General features: G+C 59.3%; 13 protein-coding genes. 6 read left to right on the top strand and 7 right to left on the bottom strand.

Features of this window, described 5'->3' with window-relative positions; translation table 11 throughout:
* Positions 1-11 precede the first annotated feature (11 nt).
* The 3 genes from LC354_RS04085 to LC354_RS04075 form a co-directional block, all read right to left on the bottom strand.
* On the bottom strand, positions 12-935 hold the full coding sequence (locus LC354_RS04085) for a carbohydrate ABC transporter permease (RefSeq protein ID WP_223421571.1): 924 nt from the start codon (positions 933-935) through the stop codon (positions 12-14).
* Positions 936-1,007: 72 nt separating this feature from the next.
* The gene (locus LC354_RS04080; RefSeq protein WP_399202940.1) at positions 1,008-2,261 is read right to left on the bottom strand and encodes an ABC transporter substrate-binding protein; all 1,254 of its coding nucleotides are present in this window, start codon (positions 2,259-2,261) and stop codon (positions 1,008-1,010) included.
* Positions 2,262-2,287: 26 nt separating this feature from the next.
* Positions 2,288-3,178: an N-acetylmuramic acid 6-phosphate etherase gene (locus tag LC354_RS04075; protein ID WP_223421569.1), complete on the bottom strand. Its 891-nt coding sequence runs from the start codon at positions 3,176-3,178 to the stop codon at positions 2,288-2,290.
* A 154-nt stretch (positions 3,179-3,332) separates the two neighbouring features.
* Here LC354_RS04075 and LC354_RS04070 point away from each other — a divergent pair, with 154 nt between their 5' ends.
* From LC354_RS04070 to nagA, 4 genes are read left to right on the top strand one after another with little or no spacing between them, the layout of a single operon-like run.
* Positions 3,333-4,223: a BadF/BadG/BcrA/BcrD ATPase family protein gene (locus tag LC354_RS04070; RefSeq protein ID WP_223421568.1), complete on the top strand. Its 891-nt coding sequence runs from the start codon at positions 3,333-3,335 to the stop codon at positions 4,221-4,223.
* Entirely contained in the window at positions 4,220-4,978 is a 759-nt protein-coding gene (locus LC354_RS04065; protein ID WP_223421567.1) for a GntR family transcriptional regulator, read from the top strand. Before LC354_RS04070 ends, LC354_RS04065 begins: the two co-directional genes overlap by 4 nt.
* A 2-nt stretch (positions 4,979-4,980) precedes the next feature.
* Complete coding sequence (locus LC354_RS04060) at positions 4,981-6,009, top strand: SIS domain-containing protein (protein WP_223421566.1); 1,029 nt, start codon at positions 4,981-4,983, stop codon at positions 6,007-6,009.
* A complete protein-coding gene (gene nagA, locus LC354_RS04055; RefSeq protein ID WP_223421565.1) occupies positions 6,006-7,133 on the top strand; it encodes an N-acetylglucosamine-6-phosphate deacetylase in 1,128 nt (375 codons plus the stop codon). Before LC354_RS04060 ends, nagA begins: the two co-directional genes overlap by 4 nt.
* A gap of 52 nt (positions 7,134-7,185) precedes the next feature.
* Here nagA and LC354_RS04050 read toward each other — a convergent pair whose 3' ends face one another.
* Positions 7,186-9,489, bottom strand: coding sequence for a mechanosensitive ion channel family protein (locus LC354_RS04050; protein WP_223421564.1), 2,304 nt, complete (start codon positions 9,487-9,489; stop codon positions 7,186-7,188).
* A gap of 386 nt (positions 9,490-9,875) precedes the next feature.
* Entirely contained in the window at positions 9,876-11,306 is a 1,431-nt protein-coding gene (cls, locus tag LC354_RS04045; protein ID WP_223421563.1) for a cardiolipin synthase, read from the bottom strand.
* A gap of 299 nt (positions 11,307-11,605) precedes the next feature.
* On the opposite strand from cls, the gene LC354_RS04040 reads away from it, so the two are divergent.
* Both LC354_RS04040 and LC354_RS04035 read left to right on the top strand, forming a co-directional pair.
* Positions 11,606-12,019, top strand: a complete 414-nt coding sequence (locus LC354_RS04040; RefSeq protein ID WP_223421562.1) for a BLUF domain-containing protein — start codon at positions 11,606-11,608, stop codon at positions 12,017-12,019.
* A gap of 371 nt (positions 12,020-12,390) precedes the next feature.
* Positions 12,391-13,473, top strand: a complete 1,083-nt coding sequence (locus LC354_RS04035) for a PLP-dependent cysteine synthase family protein (RefSeq protein WP_223421561.1) — start codon at positions 12,391-12,393, stop codon at positions 13,471-13,473.
* A 68-nt stretch (positions 13,474-13,541) separates the two neighbouring features.
* On the opposite strand, the gene rhaI is transcribed toward LC354_RS04035, so the two are convergent.
* Both rhaI and LC354_RS04025 read right to left on the bottom strand, forming a co-directional pair.
* Entirely contained in the window at positions 13,542-14,816 is a 1,275-nt protein-coding gene (gene rhaI, locus LC354_RS04030) for an L-rhamnose catabolism isomerase (protein WP_223421560.1), read from the bottom strand.
* Positions 14,817-14,829: 13 nt separating this feature from the next.
* Complete coding sequence (locus LC354_RS04025) at positions 14,830-16,932, bottom strand: bifunctional rhamnulose-1-phosphate aldolase/short-chain dehydrogenase (protein ID WP_223421559.1); 2,103 nt, start codon at positions 16,930-16,932, stop codon at positions 14,830-14,832.
* Positions 16,933-17,046: the final 114 nt, after the last annotated feature.

The raw sequence follows: 17,046 nt of genomic DNA, 5'->3' as shown, positions 1-17,046 counted from the left end.
TGTCCGGCCCCTCAAAACTGATAGCTGCGCAAGCGGCGCTGAATGCCGAAAAGGTAGATACAGACTCCGATCAGGATGACCCCGAACATGGCCGATGCAATGGCCGAGCCCATATGCGGATCACCAAGCTGCAGCTGGAACCCAAAGAAGGTGCGGTACATGAAGGTGCCCAGAATATCGGTGGAGAAATCCGGCCCCGCCAGCGCGCCCTGGGCGGCATAGATCAAGTCAAAAGCGTTGAAGTTCGCCACGAAGGTCAGGATCGAAATGATCCCGATCGAGGGCAGGATCAGCGGCAGCTTGATCTTGAAGAACGCAGACATACCGGTGATCCCGTCGCATTCACCGGCCTCCAGGATCTCATCCGGGATAGATAGCAGCGCGGCATAGATCAGCATCATGGGTATGCCCACATATTGCCAGACCGACACAAGGCTGAGGGTGGTCAGCGCGTATTCTTCCTTGCCGAGCCACGGCGCATAGAGAAATTTGAGACCGATGGCATCCAGCATATCCGGCGCGATCCCCCAGATCGGGGACAGGATCAGCTTCCAGGCAAAGCCCACGATCACGAAGGACAGAATGGTCGGGATAAAGATCGCCGTGCGATAAAAGGCGGAAAAGCGCAGGCGCGGCGAGGACAGGATCGCCGCGAGAGCCACACCAATGGGGTTCTGCACCAACATGTGAATGAGGAAGAACCACGCGTTGTTGCCAAGTGCATTCCAGAACTGATCGGACCAGATCGCATCGCCAAAAAGCGTGCGGAAGTTCTGCAATCCGACCCAGACGCGCTGTTGATCGATCTCGGTGAACAGGGCCAGACGCAGCGTGTTGAACAGCGGATAGATCATCACCGCCGTGTAAACGATGACGGCCGGGGCCAGAAAAACAGCGATATGATATCTGGGTTTTTGCTTGGTCGTATGTGCCATCCTGCCCCCTGCACGTCTGAAGACTTGAGGCCTCTGGCGGTGCGAGCCGCCAGAGGCCGTGGTCATGACCGCTTATTGCTGCGGGGCGTACCAGCTTGCCAGGCCGTCTTGCAGACGCTGGCCGGCTTCTTCGGGCGTCTCGGTGCCCTTGATCACGGCGGCGCTGGCGTTCCAGGTGTCGTTCTCAAGGTTGGGCGTGCCGCGCGACAGGATCTGGTAGGTCGACCGGATCGAGCTTTCGCATTCACCGCGCCACGAGATGAATTCCTGCGCCAGCGGATCTTCCAAAGTCACCTCGGCGTTCGACAACGGGAAGAAGCCCGGCAGCGCGTTGGCGAAGATCGTCGAGAATTCGGACGATGCCACCCAGTTGAGGAACGTCATGGCCGCTTCGGGGTGTTCCGTCGCCGCGTTCATGCCGATGCCGATGTCGGTGTGATCCGAGATATAGCAGGTGTCGCCCGCATTCTGCACGGGCGGATAGAAAGCGCCCATCTCAAAGTCGACCAGGTTGTTGAACCCCGAGACTTCCCAAGATCCGGCCGGATAGATCGCAGCGCGTCCCAGGGTAAAGATGTTCTGGCTGTCAGGATAGGTCTGTGCCTCGAACCCGTCGCCCAGATAGGGACCCCATTTGGCAAGCTGGCGGTACGGGGCGACCCATGCCTCATCCGTCAGCTTCTGTTCGCCCGCGATCAGGGCATTGCGGCCCTCTTCACCCTTCCAGTAGTTCGGACCGATGTTGTTGTACCCCATCGTGGCCGCTTCCCACTGGTCGTTGGTGCCCATCGCCATCGGGATATAGCTGCCGTCTTCCTTGATCGTGTCGAGGGCAGCAAAGAACTCCGCTTCGGTGGTGGGCACGCTCAGGCCAAGCTCTTCGAAGGCGTCCTTGTTATAGATGAAGCCGTGGATGACCGAGGCCATGGGCACGCAATATGTGGCGCTGCCGTCATCGGTGGACCAGCCCGACTTTGCCACGTCAGAGAAGCTGGACATGCCGTCCAGATCGCTCAGGTCCGCCAGATGGCCGGCCTCGAACAGCGCCAGTGACGCGTCGAAGGGACGGCATGTGACGATATCGCCCGCAGAGCCCGCATCCAGCTTGGAGTTCAGCACCGCGTTGTATTCGGCCGGCGCGGACGGCGTGAACTTGACCGAGATGCCGGGGTGCGCGGCCTCGAAGGCCGGGATGATTTCGTTTTGCCAGATCGCCAGATCGTCATTGCGCCAGCTTTCGATGATCAGCGTCGCTTCTTGAGCGCTGGCCGCCGTGGCCGCCAGCAGCGTCGTTGCAAGAAACGCGCCCTTGGTTGAAAGTCTCATCATTGGTAACTCCCTTGGTTTGTTGTTCAATTTGTCGTTGTTCCTGGATCGGGCATGCAGGCCCGCAACCGCCCACCCGACTCGCTCAGCCGTTTTCTGGCCACCTCGATATTAAGGCCCGCGGCGATCAGAACGGCAAGTTTCGTGTCATATTCTGCAATATCCAGCGCAGCTCGTGCGGTTTCTTCTGTCGCCTCGGTGATTTGCATCACGATCCGCAGTGCCCGTTGGCGCAGTTTGATATTGTCCGGCACCAGATTGACCATCAGCCCGTCATGGACATGGCCCAACAAAATGCCCGCCTGCGTCGAGATCATGTTCAGCGCGACTTTCTGCGCTGTGCCCGCAGCAAGCCGCGTCGAACCTGCGAGGACCTCCGGCCCGGTGGACAGACCGATCGCGACATCCGCCATCGCCAGAAGCGGGGTGTTTTCCCTATTTGCGATGGCCACAACTGTGTTGCCCTGTTCCTTGGCCACCTTGGCAAAAGCAATCGCATAAGGCGTGGTGCCGCTGGCGCTGAGAACGATAGCCAGATCGCCGGACTTCATCGCCTGCGCCGCACGCGTGGCGTCTTGGGCGTCGTCTTCAGTGTCGCCTGGCATGACGCCATCAATTGGCACGCCCCCCGCCATACAGACACGGACCTGATCGGATGGAATGCCGAATGTCCCGGCCAACTCGCTGGCATCGGCAAGCGCCATAAGCCCCGAACTGCCGGCAGCGGCATAGACCAATGTTGCCCCGGCAGCGAGCGTGGTGGCCACCTGCTCCGCCGCGCGATCGATGGCTGCTTGCGCAGGTGCCATCGCAACAAGGGCGGCCATATGGGAGGCAAGCATGGTCGCCAAGGCATCACTGCGCGCAAGTGTATCTATTGGCACAGTCTGTTGGTCCTGCATCTTGCTATAATCCATGATGATTCCCCTATCTTCACAAGTAATACCTATACAATACCTTTTGTCTAACTTTTTTGTCATATTGTAATTAATTCCCGATAAAATTGAATTACCATGGCGTGGCATGCAGATTATGCTTCATATTAAGAAAAAGGTATGGAATAGGTATTATATGTTGAGCGGAATCACACACCTTATCTGTGCAGTGGACGGCGGTGGCACCGGCTGTCGTGCTCTCATTGCGGACGCGGGTGGCAACGTGCTGGCGCGGGCCTCCGGCGGTCCGGCCAATTACACCACGAACCCGGCGCAAGCTGCGCAAAGCGTGTTGGATGCTGTGCGCGCAGCCGCTCGGCTGATCAACACGCCGCTCGACATGGCAACACTCACGACCCATGTGGGCCTCGCAGGCATCCTGACACCACATGACGTCGCTGACATGGTGGCGCGCCTGCCCTTCGCGGTTTGCACGGTCTCTGATGATCGGATGACCTCCGCCCTTGGGGTACTTGGACCCCGTGACGGTGCGGTGCTTGCTGTTGGCACCGGGTCTTTCGTGGCGGCGCGCCGGGGGGCAGATGTCACATTCTGGGGTGGCTGGGGCTTGGCCGTGGGCGATCAGGCTTCGGGGGCGTGGCTCGGGCGCGCGGTTCTGGAACACAGTCTGTATGCCGCCGACGGGCTGGTGCCGCAAAGCGCCCTCACCCGCGCAGTGCTGTCCCGCTTCAATGATACGCCCACCGAAATCGCCACCTTCGCCGTGCAGGCCACACCATCCGAATTTGCGACATTCGCGCCCATGGTGGTGTCCGCCGCGACGGACGATGACGCCGCAGGACGCCTGTTGATGTCGCGCGGCGCAGAGTATCTGAACAAGGTGCTGGATTTGGCCGGGATCACCGAAACAGAAACCGTCTGCCTGACGGGTGGCGTAGGCCCCCACTATGAGCCCTACTTGCAACCGGCTTACCGCGCTCGAATTGAGCCGCCCGCAGGCGTGGCACTGGATGGCGCTCTGCACCTGGCTCGGCAACAGCTCAAAGAGAGGGAGTCGCAGGCATGAATATCTCTGACTTTCTCGCCCCGTCAACGTGGTTCCGGGCGGATGGTGGTCCGCGCTACATTCAACTTCGGCAGCGCCTGACGGACGGGGTCGAACAGGGCATTCTGGCCCCGGGCAGCCCCCTGCCCGCCGAACGAGAGATTGCCGCGATCACCGACTTTTCCCGGGTCACCGTGCGCAAGGCGATCAAGTCGCTCGCCGACAAAGGCACGATCATCCAGAAACAAGGCTCGGGCTCGTTCATTTCCTCCAAGGTGGCGCAGATCGAACAAAGGCTCACACGCCTCACCTCATTTTCCGAGGATATGGAGCGCCGCGGCAAATCCGTGTCGTCGCGCTGGCTGGAGCGTGGGCTTTTCATGCCCTCTGCCGAAGAGCGAAACATGCTGGATCTGTCACGCGATGCCAATGTCGCGCGGATTTCCAGACTGCGGCTGGCTGACGGCCAGCCCATGGCCATCGAAAGTGCATCCCTGCCGGCCGATATCCTGCCCAATCCACTGATTGTCGAAACTTCGCTGTACGAAGTGCTGGAGCGTGACGGGCACCGCCCGATCCGCGCGTTGCAAAAGATATCTGCCATCAACCTCGCCTCTCGCGAGGCGGAGCTTTTGGAGGTGCCTCCGGGCGATGCGGGCCTGCGCATCGTGCGGATTTCACACCTCAAAGACGGCCGTATCGCCGAATTCACCCAATCCCTGTATCGCGGCGACGCTTACAACTTCGTTGCCGAACTCACACTGTCGAAGGAGTGACCATGTCATCGACAAGCCATATGCGGCGCGAAATCCGCGAGATTCCGGAGACCGTCGAACGCCTGCTGCTGGCCGGTCAAGCCAACATGACCGTTGCGGCCCGGGCCCTTGCCGATCACGATCCGGCCTTCATGATCTCGGTCGCTCGCGGGTCTTCGGATCACGCCGCGACCTATTTCAAATATGCCAGCGAGTTGATGTGTGGCGTCCCCGTTGCCTCTGTCGGCCCATCGGTTGCGTCGATCTATGGCCGCCGTCTGAAGCTTGCGGGCAGCGCATGTCTTGCGGTTTCGCAATCGGGCAAAAGCCCTGACATCGTGAGCATGGCCAGAATGGCCGCCGAAGAAGGCGCGCTGACCTTTGCGCTGACCAACCATGCGGACAGCGATCTGGCACAGGTTGGCCATCATACGCTTAACCTGCACGCCGGATCAGAACGCAGCGTTGCGGCGACAAAGACATTCGTGACGTCCCTCGTGTCCGCGCTGTGGCTTTTGGCCGAGTGGCGACAGGATGCGGAATTGCTGACCGCCATCAGGGCATTGCCCGAAGTTCTGGCACGCGCGGTCGAGGCCGACTGGTCACCTTTGGGCGCGAAAATGGCGAACGCGCAATCGGTGTTCTGTCTGGGCCGTGGCCCGGCCTATGCCATCTCGAATGAGGCGGCGTTGAAGTTCAAGGAAACCTGCCAGTTGCACGCCGAATCCTATTCGTCGGCAGAGGTGCTGCACGGGCCCGTTTCGATCGTGAGCCCCGGCTTTCCGGTCATTGCCCTGACCGCCGCAGATCAGGCCGAAGCCTCGCTTGTCGGTGTTGCCGAACAGATTGCCGAAAAGGGGGCCGAAGTTTTTGTGACGTCCGACAAGGTGTCAAAAGCGACGCACCTTCCGACCGCGCGCACCGCGCATCCGCTGACGGATCCCATCTCCCTGATCGTGTCGTTTTATGCGATGGTCGAACAGGTGGCCGTTGCGCGGGGCATCAACCCCGACGAACCGCGCCACCTCCAGAAAGTGACGGAAACCGTATGAGCAGACGCGCATATCTGGGGGCCGACATCTTTGACGGCACGTCTCTACTCTCCGGCAAAGCGCTGGTTTTGGACGGCACGCGCATCGACGGCATTGTCGCACCGGATTCTGTGCCGCCTGACGTCGAAATTGAGCCGTTGGACGGCGGCACATTGATGCCCGGATTTGTCGATCTTCAGGTCAACGGCGGCGGCGGCGTCATGTTCAATGATGAAACCAACGCGCAAGGCGTGGCGCAAATTGCCCGCGCCCATGCCACAACAGGCACGGCCGCACTGTTGCCCACCCTTATCACCGACACGCGGGACAAGACCCGCGCTGCTGTGGACGCGGTCGAAGAGGCAATCGCGCAAGGCGTTCCGGGTATCCTGGGCGTCCATCTGGAAGGCCCGCATTTGTCCGTCGCGCGCAAAGGCGCCCATGATCCCGCACTGATCCGGGCGATGGAGGATGTGGACGAAGCATTTCTCTGCGAGGCGGCCCGCCGTTTGCCGAATGTGATGGTCACGGTCGCGCTGGAGAGCACCACTTACGCGCAAATCGCCCGACTGTCCGATGCCGGCGTGATCGTCTCGCTCGGGCACACGGATTGCAGTTATGGCGATGCGGTGGAGGCATTTGCGTCCGGCGCGCGCTGCGTCACGCACCTTTTCAACGCCATGAGCCAGATGGGCAACCGCGCGCCGGGCCTAGTGGGTGCAGCGCTCAGCACGCCGGGGATCGCAGCCGGGCTGATCGCGGACAACATTCACGTGCACGCGGGCAGCATGCGGGCCGCACTGGCCGCAAACAGCGACATTTTTCTGGTCACCGATGCCATGTCTACCGTCGGGTCAGACATTGCGGAGTTCTTGCTGAACGGTCGGAAAGTCCTGCGCCAGAATGGTCGCCTGACTCTGCAAGACGGCACCCTGGCGGGCGCGGATCTGGAGTTTTCAAAAGCGCTGTCGGTGTTGATCGAAACGGTCGGGCTTGAACCGGCGCGCGCCTTCGCCATGACGACAACCCGGCCCGCTGCGCTGCTGCGCGACGCGCTCGGGTTTGGCAGGTTCGACACAGGCCAACCCGGCCCTGTGATTTACCTGAACGCATCACACCGGTTCGAGCGATACATCTCCGCTTGACCCGGGGGTCCGAGCGCGCCTTCTCGGTCAAGGACCGAGAAGGCATTCCCATCTATTTCTTGTTTGCTTCGGCGGCAGCGTTCTCTTCTTCGACTTGCGCCTGAACGGCACCGCTGACGGCCCCCGCGACGGCCGTCTTCTGCTCGTCAGTCAGATCGTCATGATCTTCCAGTCCAGGAATGGCCACCCGCACTTCACGACGCGCAAACTCGATCCCGTTGGCGGCAAACTCGTTGCGCACCCGGTTATAGATCTCTTTGCGGATGGTGAACTGCTTGCCCGGCTTGGCCATGAACTTGCCGCGCATCACGATGCCGACGTCGTCAAACTGGAACACGCCCTGACTTTTGAAGGGCTCGAGGAAATCATCCTTGAACAGCGGATCTTCCATCATCTCTGCGCCGATCTTCTTGAAGATCTTCTTGACCTGGTTGGGATCGGTATCGAACGGCACGGTGAACATCAGTTTCATGATGACCCAGTCACGGCTGAAATTGGTCACCTTCTCGATGCCGCCATAGGGAATGGTGTGCACAAGGCCGCGATGGTGGCGCAACTGCATGGACCGGATCGAAATCTTTTCGACCGCCCCCATGGTGCCACCCACATCCACATATTCACCCACACGGAACGCATCGTCGATCAGGAAAAAGACGCCGGATACGATATCCGTCACCAGTTTCTGAGCGCCGAAACCAATAGCCAGACCAAGTATACCGGCACCGGCCAGAAGCGGTGCAATGTCGATGCCCAGTGCGCCGACGGCCAGCAGGCCGAAGATCACGGCGATGGCCACCTGGCCCGAGATGAGCATCAAGGGCAGCACCGTGGCCAGACGCGATTGACCCGGGGCACCGCCCTCGCCACCGGACTCCGCCACATGGTCCCCGCCTTGTGTCTGTTCGCGGGCCAAACGGCGGTTCACCCAGACCGACATCAGCTCATAGAGAACATAGCCGATACCCAGCGTCAGCACGAACTGGATCAGGTTGGCCCCAAAGGTGTCGCCAACCCGCGACGATACAAGATCACGCAAATCGATGTCCCACGCATTGGCGATCATCAAGACGACAAAGACGACGGCGACCATACGTCCGATGCGGATGTAACTGCGCTTGGTCGAGACATAGGCCGCCCTGGCGATATCGCCCTCTCCACTCATGGGAGGTTGCAGATGGCGGACAATTCCGCGGATCGCAGTATCGATCACCGGTGCTGCCAAGAGCCAGAACATGGTGACATAATGTGCACCGCCCCGCAGACGCTCAAGGGTCGGCGAATCCTGAACAACAACCATGACCTCTACAGCAAACCACGTCGCGATTGACACGAAGATTGCGAAATAAGGAAAACCGACAGCGACTTTTTCATCGAATGCCGTCCGATCCGGATCCGTCCCGCGCATCATGTCGGTCAGCCCCGCGCGCGCTTGCCAGACGACATAGGCCAGATAGATGTGAATCCCGAGGTTGAGCCAGAACGTGATCACGATTTCACCCGTCGTCAGACCGGTCTTAAGATCGAAATCAATGATGAATAGCAACACACCGATCAACAGGAACAGCCCGATCAGGTGCCGATGCAGGTATTTGGCCCAGTGATCATCGATATTCACGATCCGCATATCCGGCTGTTGCGGTGCCAGAAGCATCCGCGACACGGCAGCCCCAACACGGGGGATCCAGATCAGATAGAACAGGAATGGCGCCGCAAACATCAACTGCTGGCTGTCGAGCAAACGCGCGCCGACGAACCTGACAAAAATAAAAAACACGAGAAGGCCCAAAAACTCGCGGCCGAAACGGCCAAAGAGATAAACCACCGCCGACCGCAAATCTGTTCCGTCGGCGCTGCTTCGAGGTGGGAACCAGCGGTTGAGCCCCAAGAGCGCCGCCCTTTCCGCCGCAAAGCCAATGGCCAAGGCCAGCGCCGTCAACCCCACCAGCCACATGATCCCGCTGCCGGGGAACTGGTCGTAAAAGTTGGCAAAGGCCTTGCCTTGTGACGAAAATATCGTTGGCAGGTCACGGATGACCTTGCCCCAACGCGCCAGCAGTCCGGTGCCGATTTGCGAAAGCTCGGTGATCAGACCATCACTCGGTTCTGCGTCAATTGCTTGCTCCTGCGCAACGGCATCGAGCCGGTCCAGCAACATGGCCCTGACCTGATCGTCCGACAACCGCGAAACGAGGTCGCGCACGGTTTCAGGTGTCAGGGGAGTCGGAAGTTCCTGTGCCGTTGCAGGCGCTGCGCTGCTTTGTGAGCCTATGCCCGGCAATGACTGCGCAAAACCAGTTTGTACCGGAAGGAAAAGAGACACCACGCACACAAGAAGCAGGAACTTGATAAATTTCATTGGCAGCCCATTCCTTAGAAAGTGTCTTTCAATTTCAAAAAAACCTGTCCCCGGTGTCCGCAATTGCGGTCTGACAGGCGGATCTTGCTTTTGATTACGATAGCTTCCTTAATATTCCAAGCCTGCGTTTAAGGCCGACATATAAACCATCGTCGTCTTGATGTGTCAGTTTCACAGTTTATCAAGCAAAAACAGAGCACTACAAGATAAAACGATCTGCGTGATTTACAGTATTCAAAAGCTGCAATTGGAGGTCGGCTTACGCAGTGAAAAGGAGCTTGCCGTCAAAAGCACCGCCTCGAGCCTCGAAAAATGTCTGCGCCGGATCGCCTGTGCCTGCCCGCGTCAAAAGCCAAGCCACATAAATGCATGGTTGAACGAAGCGGTCAGAGGACCGGGCCAAAGATTGCCAGCGCATTGTTCCAAAGCCGTTCCTGCCAAGGCCATGCCTGAACTTCTTCGAGTGTGATCTGATTGCTTTCACTCAGGAACGTGATCTGTCGCGCGCGCAATTGCGCGGTTTGTGACGTATCCCTGAGCAGGATGTTGTTCTCGTAGTTGAGATCAAAACTGCGCCGGTCCATGTTCGCGGAGCCGATAAAGCTGATGTCAGTGTCGATCGTCATGGTCTTTGCATGCAAAATGCCGGGCCGGTATTCATAAATCTTCACACCTGCGGTCAGCAACTCTTCGTAGTAACTGCGCGCGGTCGCACCGACGGCAAAATCATCGTTGCGTTTGGGAAATATGATCGTCGTGTCCACACCGCGCTTGGCCGCGGCGCACAGGGCTGCCTGCAAAGGGGCATTGGGCACATAATAGGGCGTCGTGATGAACAGGTCATTGCGCGCACAGTACATCAGGGTTTCAAAGAGCTCCGACATCGCCGCCGCCCAGGTCGTCGGACCTGTTCCTACCACCTGTGCGACAAATCCCGGCTGCTTTGGTGGCAGCGGTCGGCGCAACAGGTCGCTGAGGTCTTCGTCGACATGGGTCATCCAGTCACTTGCGAACAAATGCTGGTTCTGGCGGGCGACGGGGCCTTCGAACCGCATGACGGTGTCGACCCAAGGGGCGAATTTTGCCTTGGGCAGGAAGGCCGCATCCGCGCAGTTCTGGCTGCCGCAATAGGTCAGGTCGTTGTCGATCACCAATATCTTGCGGTGGTTGCGCAAGTCGATACGGCCTTCGAAGGCCCGCACCAAAGGGTTGCCGATCTCAAGCGCACAGGCCACCTGCACCCCTGCGGCCGCCATGTCTTTCCAGGCCTGGCTGCGCACCATGCCCCGCGATCCAAGATCATCGACCATGGCCCGGCATTGGACGCCGCGCCCTGCCGCCCGCTTGAGGGCTTCGACCACCTTCATGCCACTGTCGTCCGTGAGCCAGATGTAGAAAATCAAATGAACATGGTCCCGGGCTGCGTCGATATCAGCAACCATGGCATCAATGGTCGCCTCAGAATCGCCCATAAGCTGCGCGCGGTTACCGCCCACCGCCTTGTAGCCGCTGATTGCCTCACCCACAGTGAACAACGACTGGTATCGGTCCGATGTATTGAGAGACGGGTCCGCCAGATCCCAACCGGGGGCGACCTCCGGGCGGGGCAGTTTTTCAAGCGTCTCGTTCAACCGCACCGTACGTTTGCGTCCGATATTGGTTTCGCCCAGCAAGAGATAGGCAAGCACGCCGACAAACGGAACGGCAAGCACAACGGTCACCCAGGCCAGGCGCGACTCGGGCTGGCGGTGTCGCCGCAACAGAATCCGAAACATACAGGAGATAACGAGAACGACATGTATAAGGAGCAGGAACACGGCAAAAACCCTTGGTGCGATCACGTGGCATCTTATGGGCAAGCGATGCCACGCTCCAGACCCTTGTGCAAATGGCGTCTCTCAACCTGTGCCGCCGCCGCTTTTGTGACTGCACGCCCCGTGCTGCTTTTGCACCCTCTTCACCGATGACGGACACGACCGCTGGATCGTTCGCAAGTCAAACACTTTCTAATTTCCCCGGCACCCCAGATCGGCAAAGACTTGCAGCCTCAAAACAGTCTATGGTCGAAACAGATGATGTCTCGGGGCGCACCGCGCACGATCATATGGGGATTTCTATGAACTTGATCCAACTTGTCTATGTCTCGCGGCCCTTTGGCTATGATGCGGCGATGCTCAGCGGCATTTTACTGGATGCGCGGCGCCTCAACGCGCGCAACGACATCACCGGAGCGCTTGTGTGCAGGCATGACATTTTCCTGCAAATGCTCGAAGGGCCGGAACTGCAGGTCACGGCCACCTATGATCGGATCCGCAGGGATGATCGTCATGTCGAGATCAGGAAATTGGTCGCCAAGTCCGTGCAGACGCGGATGTTTTCGGACTGGGCCATGCTGCATGACCCGGAAAAGTCGTGGATCTGGACCTCGGAAGAAATTGCAGATGGCGCGCTGGACCGGGCCAGCCCTGAGGATTTCGAGAAGGTGTTCGCAGATCTGTCGCGCAATGTCGCAGCCGATCAAAAGTCCTGAAACCCCTCTGATCTCATCGGCACCGTCGGGCATCTTTGCCAAGCGTTCATCTGCAAAGACAGGCGACAGATCGTCAGCGATCCGATGCAAGGTCGTGTCAATGTCCGCAGTGTGAAACCGACGTTTCAGTGACGTGCGCGTCGCGCCAGGCGCTTGGAATTCCCGGAGATGTTTCGGCAGAAACGCTTTGTCTGTTATCCCCCGACAAGGTCTGCGGGTCAGGGTTTTCCGGCCGGAAGCGGGGCTGCGTTTGGGTCGATACCGTGACGATCTCAAGTTTACCCAAGCATTTTTGTCAGCAAGGTGTAGGATCAGGCCGTACCGCATTTTTTTCAAAACACGTCCAGACGAACATAAAAAGGAGATTTTCCATGTCAGAAAACACTTCAATTCGGACAACAGCCGGTCGTGGCCGACTGTATTCCAACGTTCTGGACACCATCGGTGATACACCGATAATCCGGATCAACACCATCCCGACCCACGGGGCCACAATCTACGTCAAGGCCGAAGCGTTCAATCCCGCAGGCTCGATCAAGGACAGGCTGGCCGTCAACATCATCGAAGCCGCGGAACGGTCAGGCGCGTTGAAACCCGGCCAAACGGTTGTTGAGGCCACCAGCGGGAACACCGGGATCGGGCTGGCCATGGTGTGCGCCCAAAAGGGCTATCCGTTGGTGGTCACGATGGCGGACAGCTTTTCCGTCGAGCGCCGGCGGTTGATGCGGATGCTTGGGGCCAAGGTCATCCTGACACCCCGCGCCCTCAAGGGCTTCGGCATGTACCAAAAGGCCGTTGCGCTGTCCAAGGCGCATGGCTGGTTCCTTGCGTCCCAGTTCGAGACCGAGGCCAATGCCGACATTCACGAGGCTACGACCGCCCGCGAGATCATGGCGGATTTTGACGGCTCCCGACTGGACTATGTCGTCACGGGATATGGCACGGGCGGAACGGTTTCCGGTCTGGGACGTGTGCTGCGCAAGGAACGGCCCGAAACAAAGATCATCCTGACCGAACCTGCGAACGCACAGCTGATCGGCAGTGGGCACGCGCAGGAACGCGACACGACGAACGCGCCTACTGCCAGCCACCCGGCTTTCGAACCCCATCCGATCCAGGGCTGGACGCCAGATTTCATCCCTGCAGTTCTGCAAGAGGCCATCGACAACGCCTATTATGATGATCTGATCCCGATTGCAGGCGCGGACGGCATTCAGGGCGCAAAGGATCTTGCGCAGAAGGAAGGCATCTTTACCGGTATCTCGGGCGGATCAACCTTTGCCGTTGCCCTGAAAGTGGCCGAAACGGCCCCTGAGGGGTCCGTTATCCTGTGCATGTTGCCTGACACCGGAGAGCGATATTTGAGCACGCCCCTTTTTGACGGGATTGCCGAAGACATGGATGCGTCGGAAGTTGAGATATCCAAATCCACGCCCGATGCTCAAATGGACTGAACCGATACGCGCGGCGTAACAGCCTTGTGCCGTACGGCGGCGTATACAGCCGCTCCCACCTTGACGGGTCAAACGATCCCGCCGCCGGCCCCCGACACTTCCGGGCGCGCCTGGGCAACGCTTTTGCGATAGCCGGATGCGCGGTAGGCGGCGATCGGGTCAATGGCACCACCGGAGTCCACCCGGGCAGCGGCCAGGATCGGCTCCACATCGGTGCGAAATCCGTGTTTCAGGGTCGTTGTCGCCATCAGCGCGTCATTGTCGTCCTGATATCCCGACAGCGCATCCCGATCCACCAACAGCGCCTGGGCATAGGCGCGCTGCACCTCCATCGCGGAGGCCATCAGGCTTTCGATCGGATCAGTCACATTGTGGCTTTGATCCAGCATGTGCATCGGGTTGAAGGACGGGTCGGCCTCGGCCTCGACCAGCTCGTTGAAAACGAGAAACAGGCGGTAAGGATCGATGCTGCCCGTATCCAGATCATCGTCGCCATATTTGCTGTCGTTGAAATGAAAGCCCCCAAGTTTGCCGAACTGCCTCAGCCGCGCGACGATCATTTCGATATTCACGTTGGGGGCGTGGTGGCCCAGATCCACGAGGCATTTGGCCTTCTCTCCCATTTGCTGGGCGATCAACAGGTTGGTGCCCCAATCCTGCACGACAGTGGAATAGAACGCAGGCTCGTACATCTTGTGTTCGGTCAAAAGCGTCCAGTCATCGGGCAAGGCCGCATAGACCTTTGCGGCGGCATCCAGATAGCGCTCGAATTGCTTGGTGAAATTCGCCTGACCCGGAAAGTTTGACCCATCGCCCACCCAGATCGTCAGCGCTTTCGATCCGATTTGCCGCCCCAACTCGATACATTCGATATTGTGGTCCACGGCCTGCTGACGGGTGGCGGCATCAGTATTGGACAGTGACCCGAATTTATAGCTGTGAGGTTGATCCGGCTGATCCTGAAAGGTGTTGGAGTTCATCGCATCAAAGCTCAATCCAACCGCCTCTGCCTTGGCATTCAGATCGCTGGCGGGTGCCTTGTCCCAAGGGATATGCAGCGACACCGAGGGCGTCGCCCGCGTCAATTGCTGGATCACTCCGCAATCATCCAGCTTGTCGAAAATGCCCTGCGGCTCGCCGGGGCCCGGAAAGCCGGCGAAACGTGTACCACCCGTCCCCACACCCCAACTGGGGATCGCAACACCGTAACTGGCCACTTTGGACTTGATCCGCGCGATGTCGATCCCGCGCCGGTCCAAATGGGCGCCCAGCGCGTCGTAATCCGCCTTCAACCGGGCTGCGGCCCGGTCGTTGTCTTGTGCGATGATGTCCGTATCGATCATGGATCTGCCTCCCTTAGCGCGTGAACGCCTGAACGTTGCCCGCGTCCACATTGATGATGTTTCCGGTCGATTTGGCCGACAGGTCGGAGGCGAGGAAATAGGCCGCCTCGGCGATGTCTTCGGGCAAAACGGATCGCTTGAGCAAGGAGCGTTCGCGATAATGTTCTTCCAGCCCCGCCTTGTCCTTGCCGTAAGTCGAGGCGCGTTCCTTCAGCCAGTCGCCGGACCAGATTTTTGACCCCTTCAGAACCGCATCGGGGTTCACTACATTGACGCGGATGCCTTCGGGCGCGCCTTCCAGCGCCAGACAACGGGCCAGATGAATTTCGGACGCTTTGGCCGTGCAATAGGCCGACGCGTTGGGCGAGGCCGCAAGACCGTTCTTCGAGGCGACAAACACAACCGCACCACCCATTTTCTGGACCTGCATCACGCGAAACGCCTCGCGGCTGACGAGAAAATAGCCCGTCGACAAGATCGACATGTTGGTATTCCAAAGCTCGAGGCTGGTTTCCGTCACCGGCGCGGAACTGGCGATGCCCGCATTTGACACCAGAATATCGACGCCGCCAAATTCCGCCGCAATCTCCGCATAGGCTGCGGCCACCGCGGTCTCATCAGTGACGTTCATGGCAACCGCACGCACGACGTCCGGGGAGAACTGTTCGGCGAGGGAAGCGACCGTTTCGGCCAAGGCGGCCTCGTCAATATCCGCCAGCATCACACAGGCCCCTTCGCGCAGATATCGCGCGGCGGTGGCCGAGCCGATGCCGCCTGCCCCGCCTGTGACGAGCGCCACGCGCCCGGCCAGCGCCTTGGGCTTCGGCATGCGTTGCAGCTTGGCCTCTTCCAGCAACCAGTATTCAATGTCGAACGCCTCCTGCTCGGGCAGGCCCTGGTATTCCGATACGGCGTCGGCGCCGCGCATCACGTTGATCGCATTGACATAGAATTCGCCCGAGATGCGCGCGGTGGCCTTGTCCTTGGCGAAGGTGATCATACCGACGCCGGGGATCAGGTAGACCACCGCATTCGGGTCGCGGATCGCGGGGCTGTCATCCCGTTTGCAGCGATCGTAATAGGCGATGTAGCCTTCGCGGTAGGCGTCAACGGCGGCAGAAAGTCCGCTCAGGGTCGCATCGATATCCGGGTTGGCCGGGTCGAAATCCACGACCAGCGGGCAGATCTTGGTGCGCAGGAAGTGGTCAGGGCACGATGTGCCCAGCGCCGCCAGACGCGTCATGTCCTTGGCGTTCACAAAGTCCAGCACCGTATCGCTGTCGGTGAAATGTCCAACCATGTGCTGCCGACCCGACACCATGCCGCGAATGGCAGGCATCAACCGCGCAGCGACGTCGCGACGATCCACTGGTGTCAGGCTTGCGTGTACAGCGCCGCCAAAGGCCTCATGCCCCGTCGTCTGCTCGGCAAACCAGTCCGTTGCCGTCTGGATGATCTCCAGCGTCAAATCATAACACTCGCGCGCATCGTCGGCCCATGTGAACAGGCCGTGGCTTTCCAAAACCACGCCTTTGGCGCCAGGGTTTTTCTCACAGAAATCCGACAGCCAAAGACCCAGTTCATAGCCCGGTTTTTTCCACGGCAGCCAGCCGATGCTGTCGCCGAATATCTGCGCCGTCAGCGCTTTACTGTCCTTGGCCGCCGCAATCGCGATAATGGCGTCGGGGTGCATGTGATCGACGTGTTTGCGCGGCACATAGGCGTGCAAGGGCGTATCGATCGACGCCGCCCGTGGATTGAGGTTGAACGTGCAATGCGGCAACAACCCGACCATCTCGTCTTCGTAGTCGACCCCGCGATAGATGCCGCGCAGCGCGTTCAGCTTGTCCATGTACAGCGTCGAAAATCCGTCCATCTTGATCGATCCGACATCGCCCCCCGATCCTTTTACCCACAGCACTTCGACCGTGTCACCTGTCAGGGGGTCTTCCTCCATGACCTTTGCAGACGTGTTGCCCCCGCCATAATTCGTGATTCGCTTGTCCGACCCCAGAAGATTGGAGCGATAGAGCAGTTTCTCCGGCTCGCTCATCCCCTCTGCGCGGGCTGTATCCCATTTATTTTCAAGGCGTTGTCTTGTGTTCGCATCGGGCATGGTCGTCTCCATCAACGGCGGGATCTGGTGTTTATCGGATGCGGTCACGCTGCCCCTGTCGCACCCCCAAGTCAATCACATTCAATCATAAACCGTCATGCTGCAATGCAGAAT

Source organism: Tateyamaria pelophila (assembly GCF_019966495.1).
Taxonomy (GTDB): Bacteria; Pseudomonadota; Alphaproteobacteria; order Rhodobacterales; family Rhodobacteraceae; genus Tateyamaria; species Tateyamaria pelophila.
This window is presented reverse-complemented; position numbering and strand designations above follow the sequence as displayed.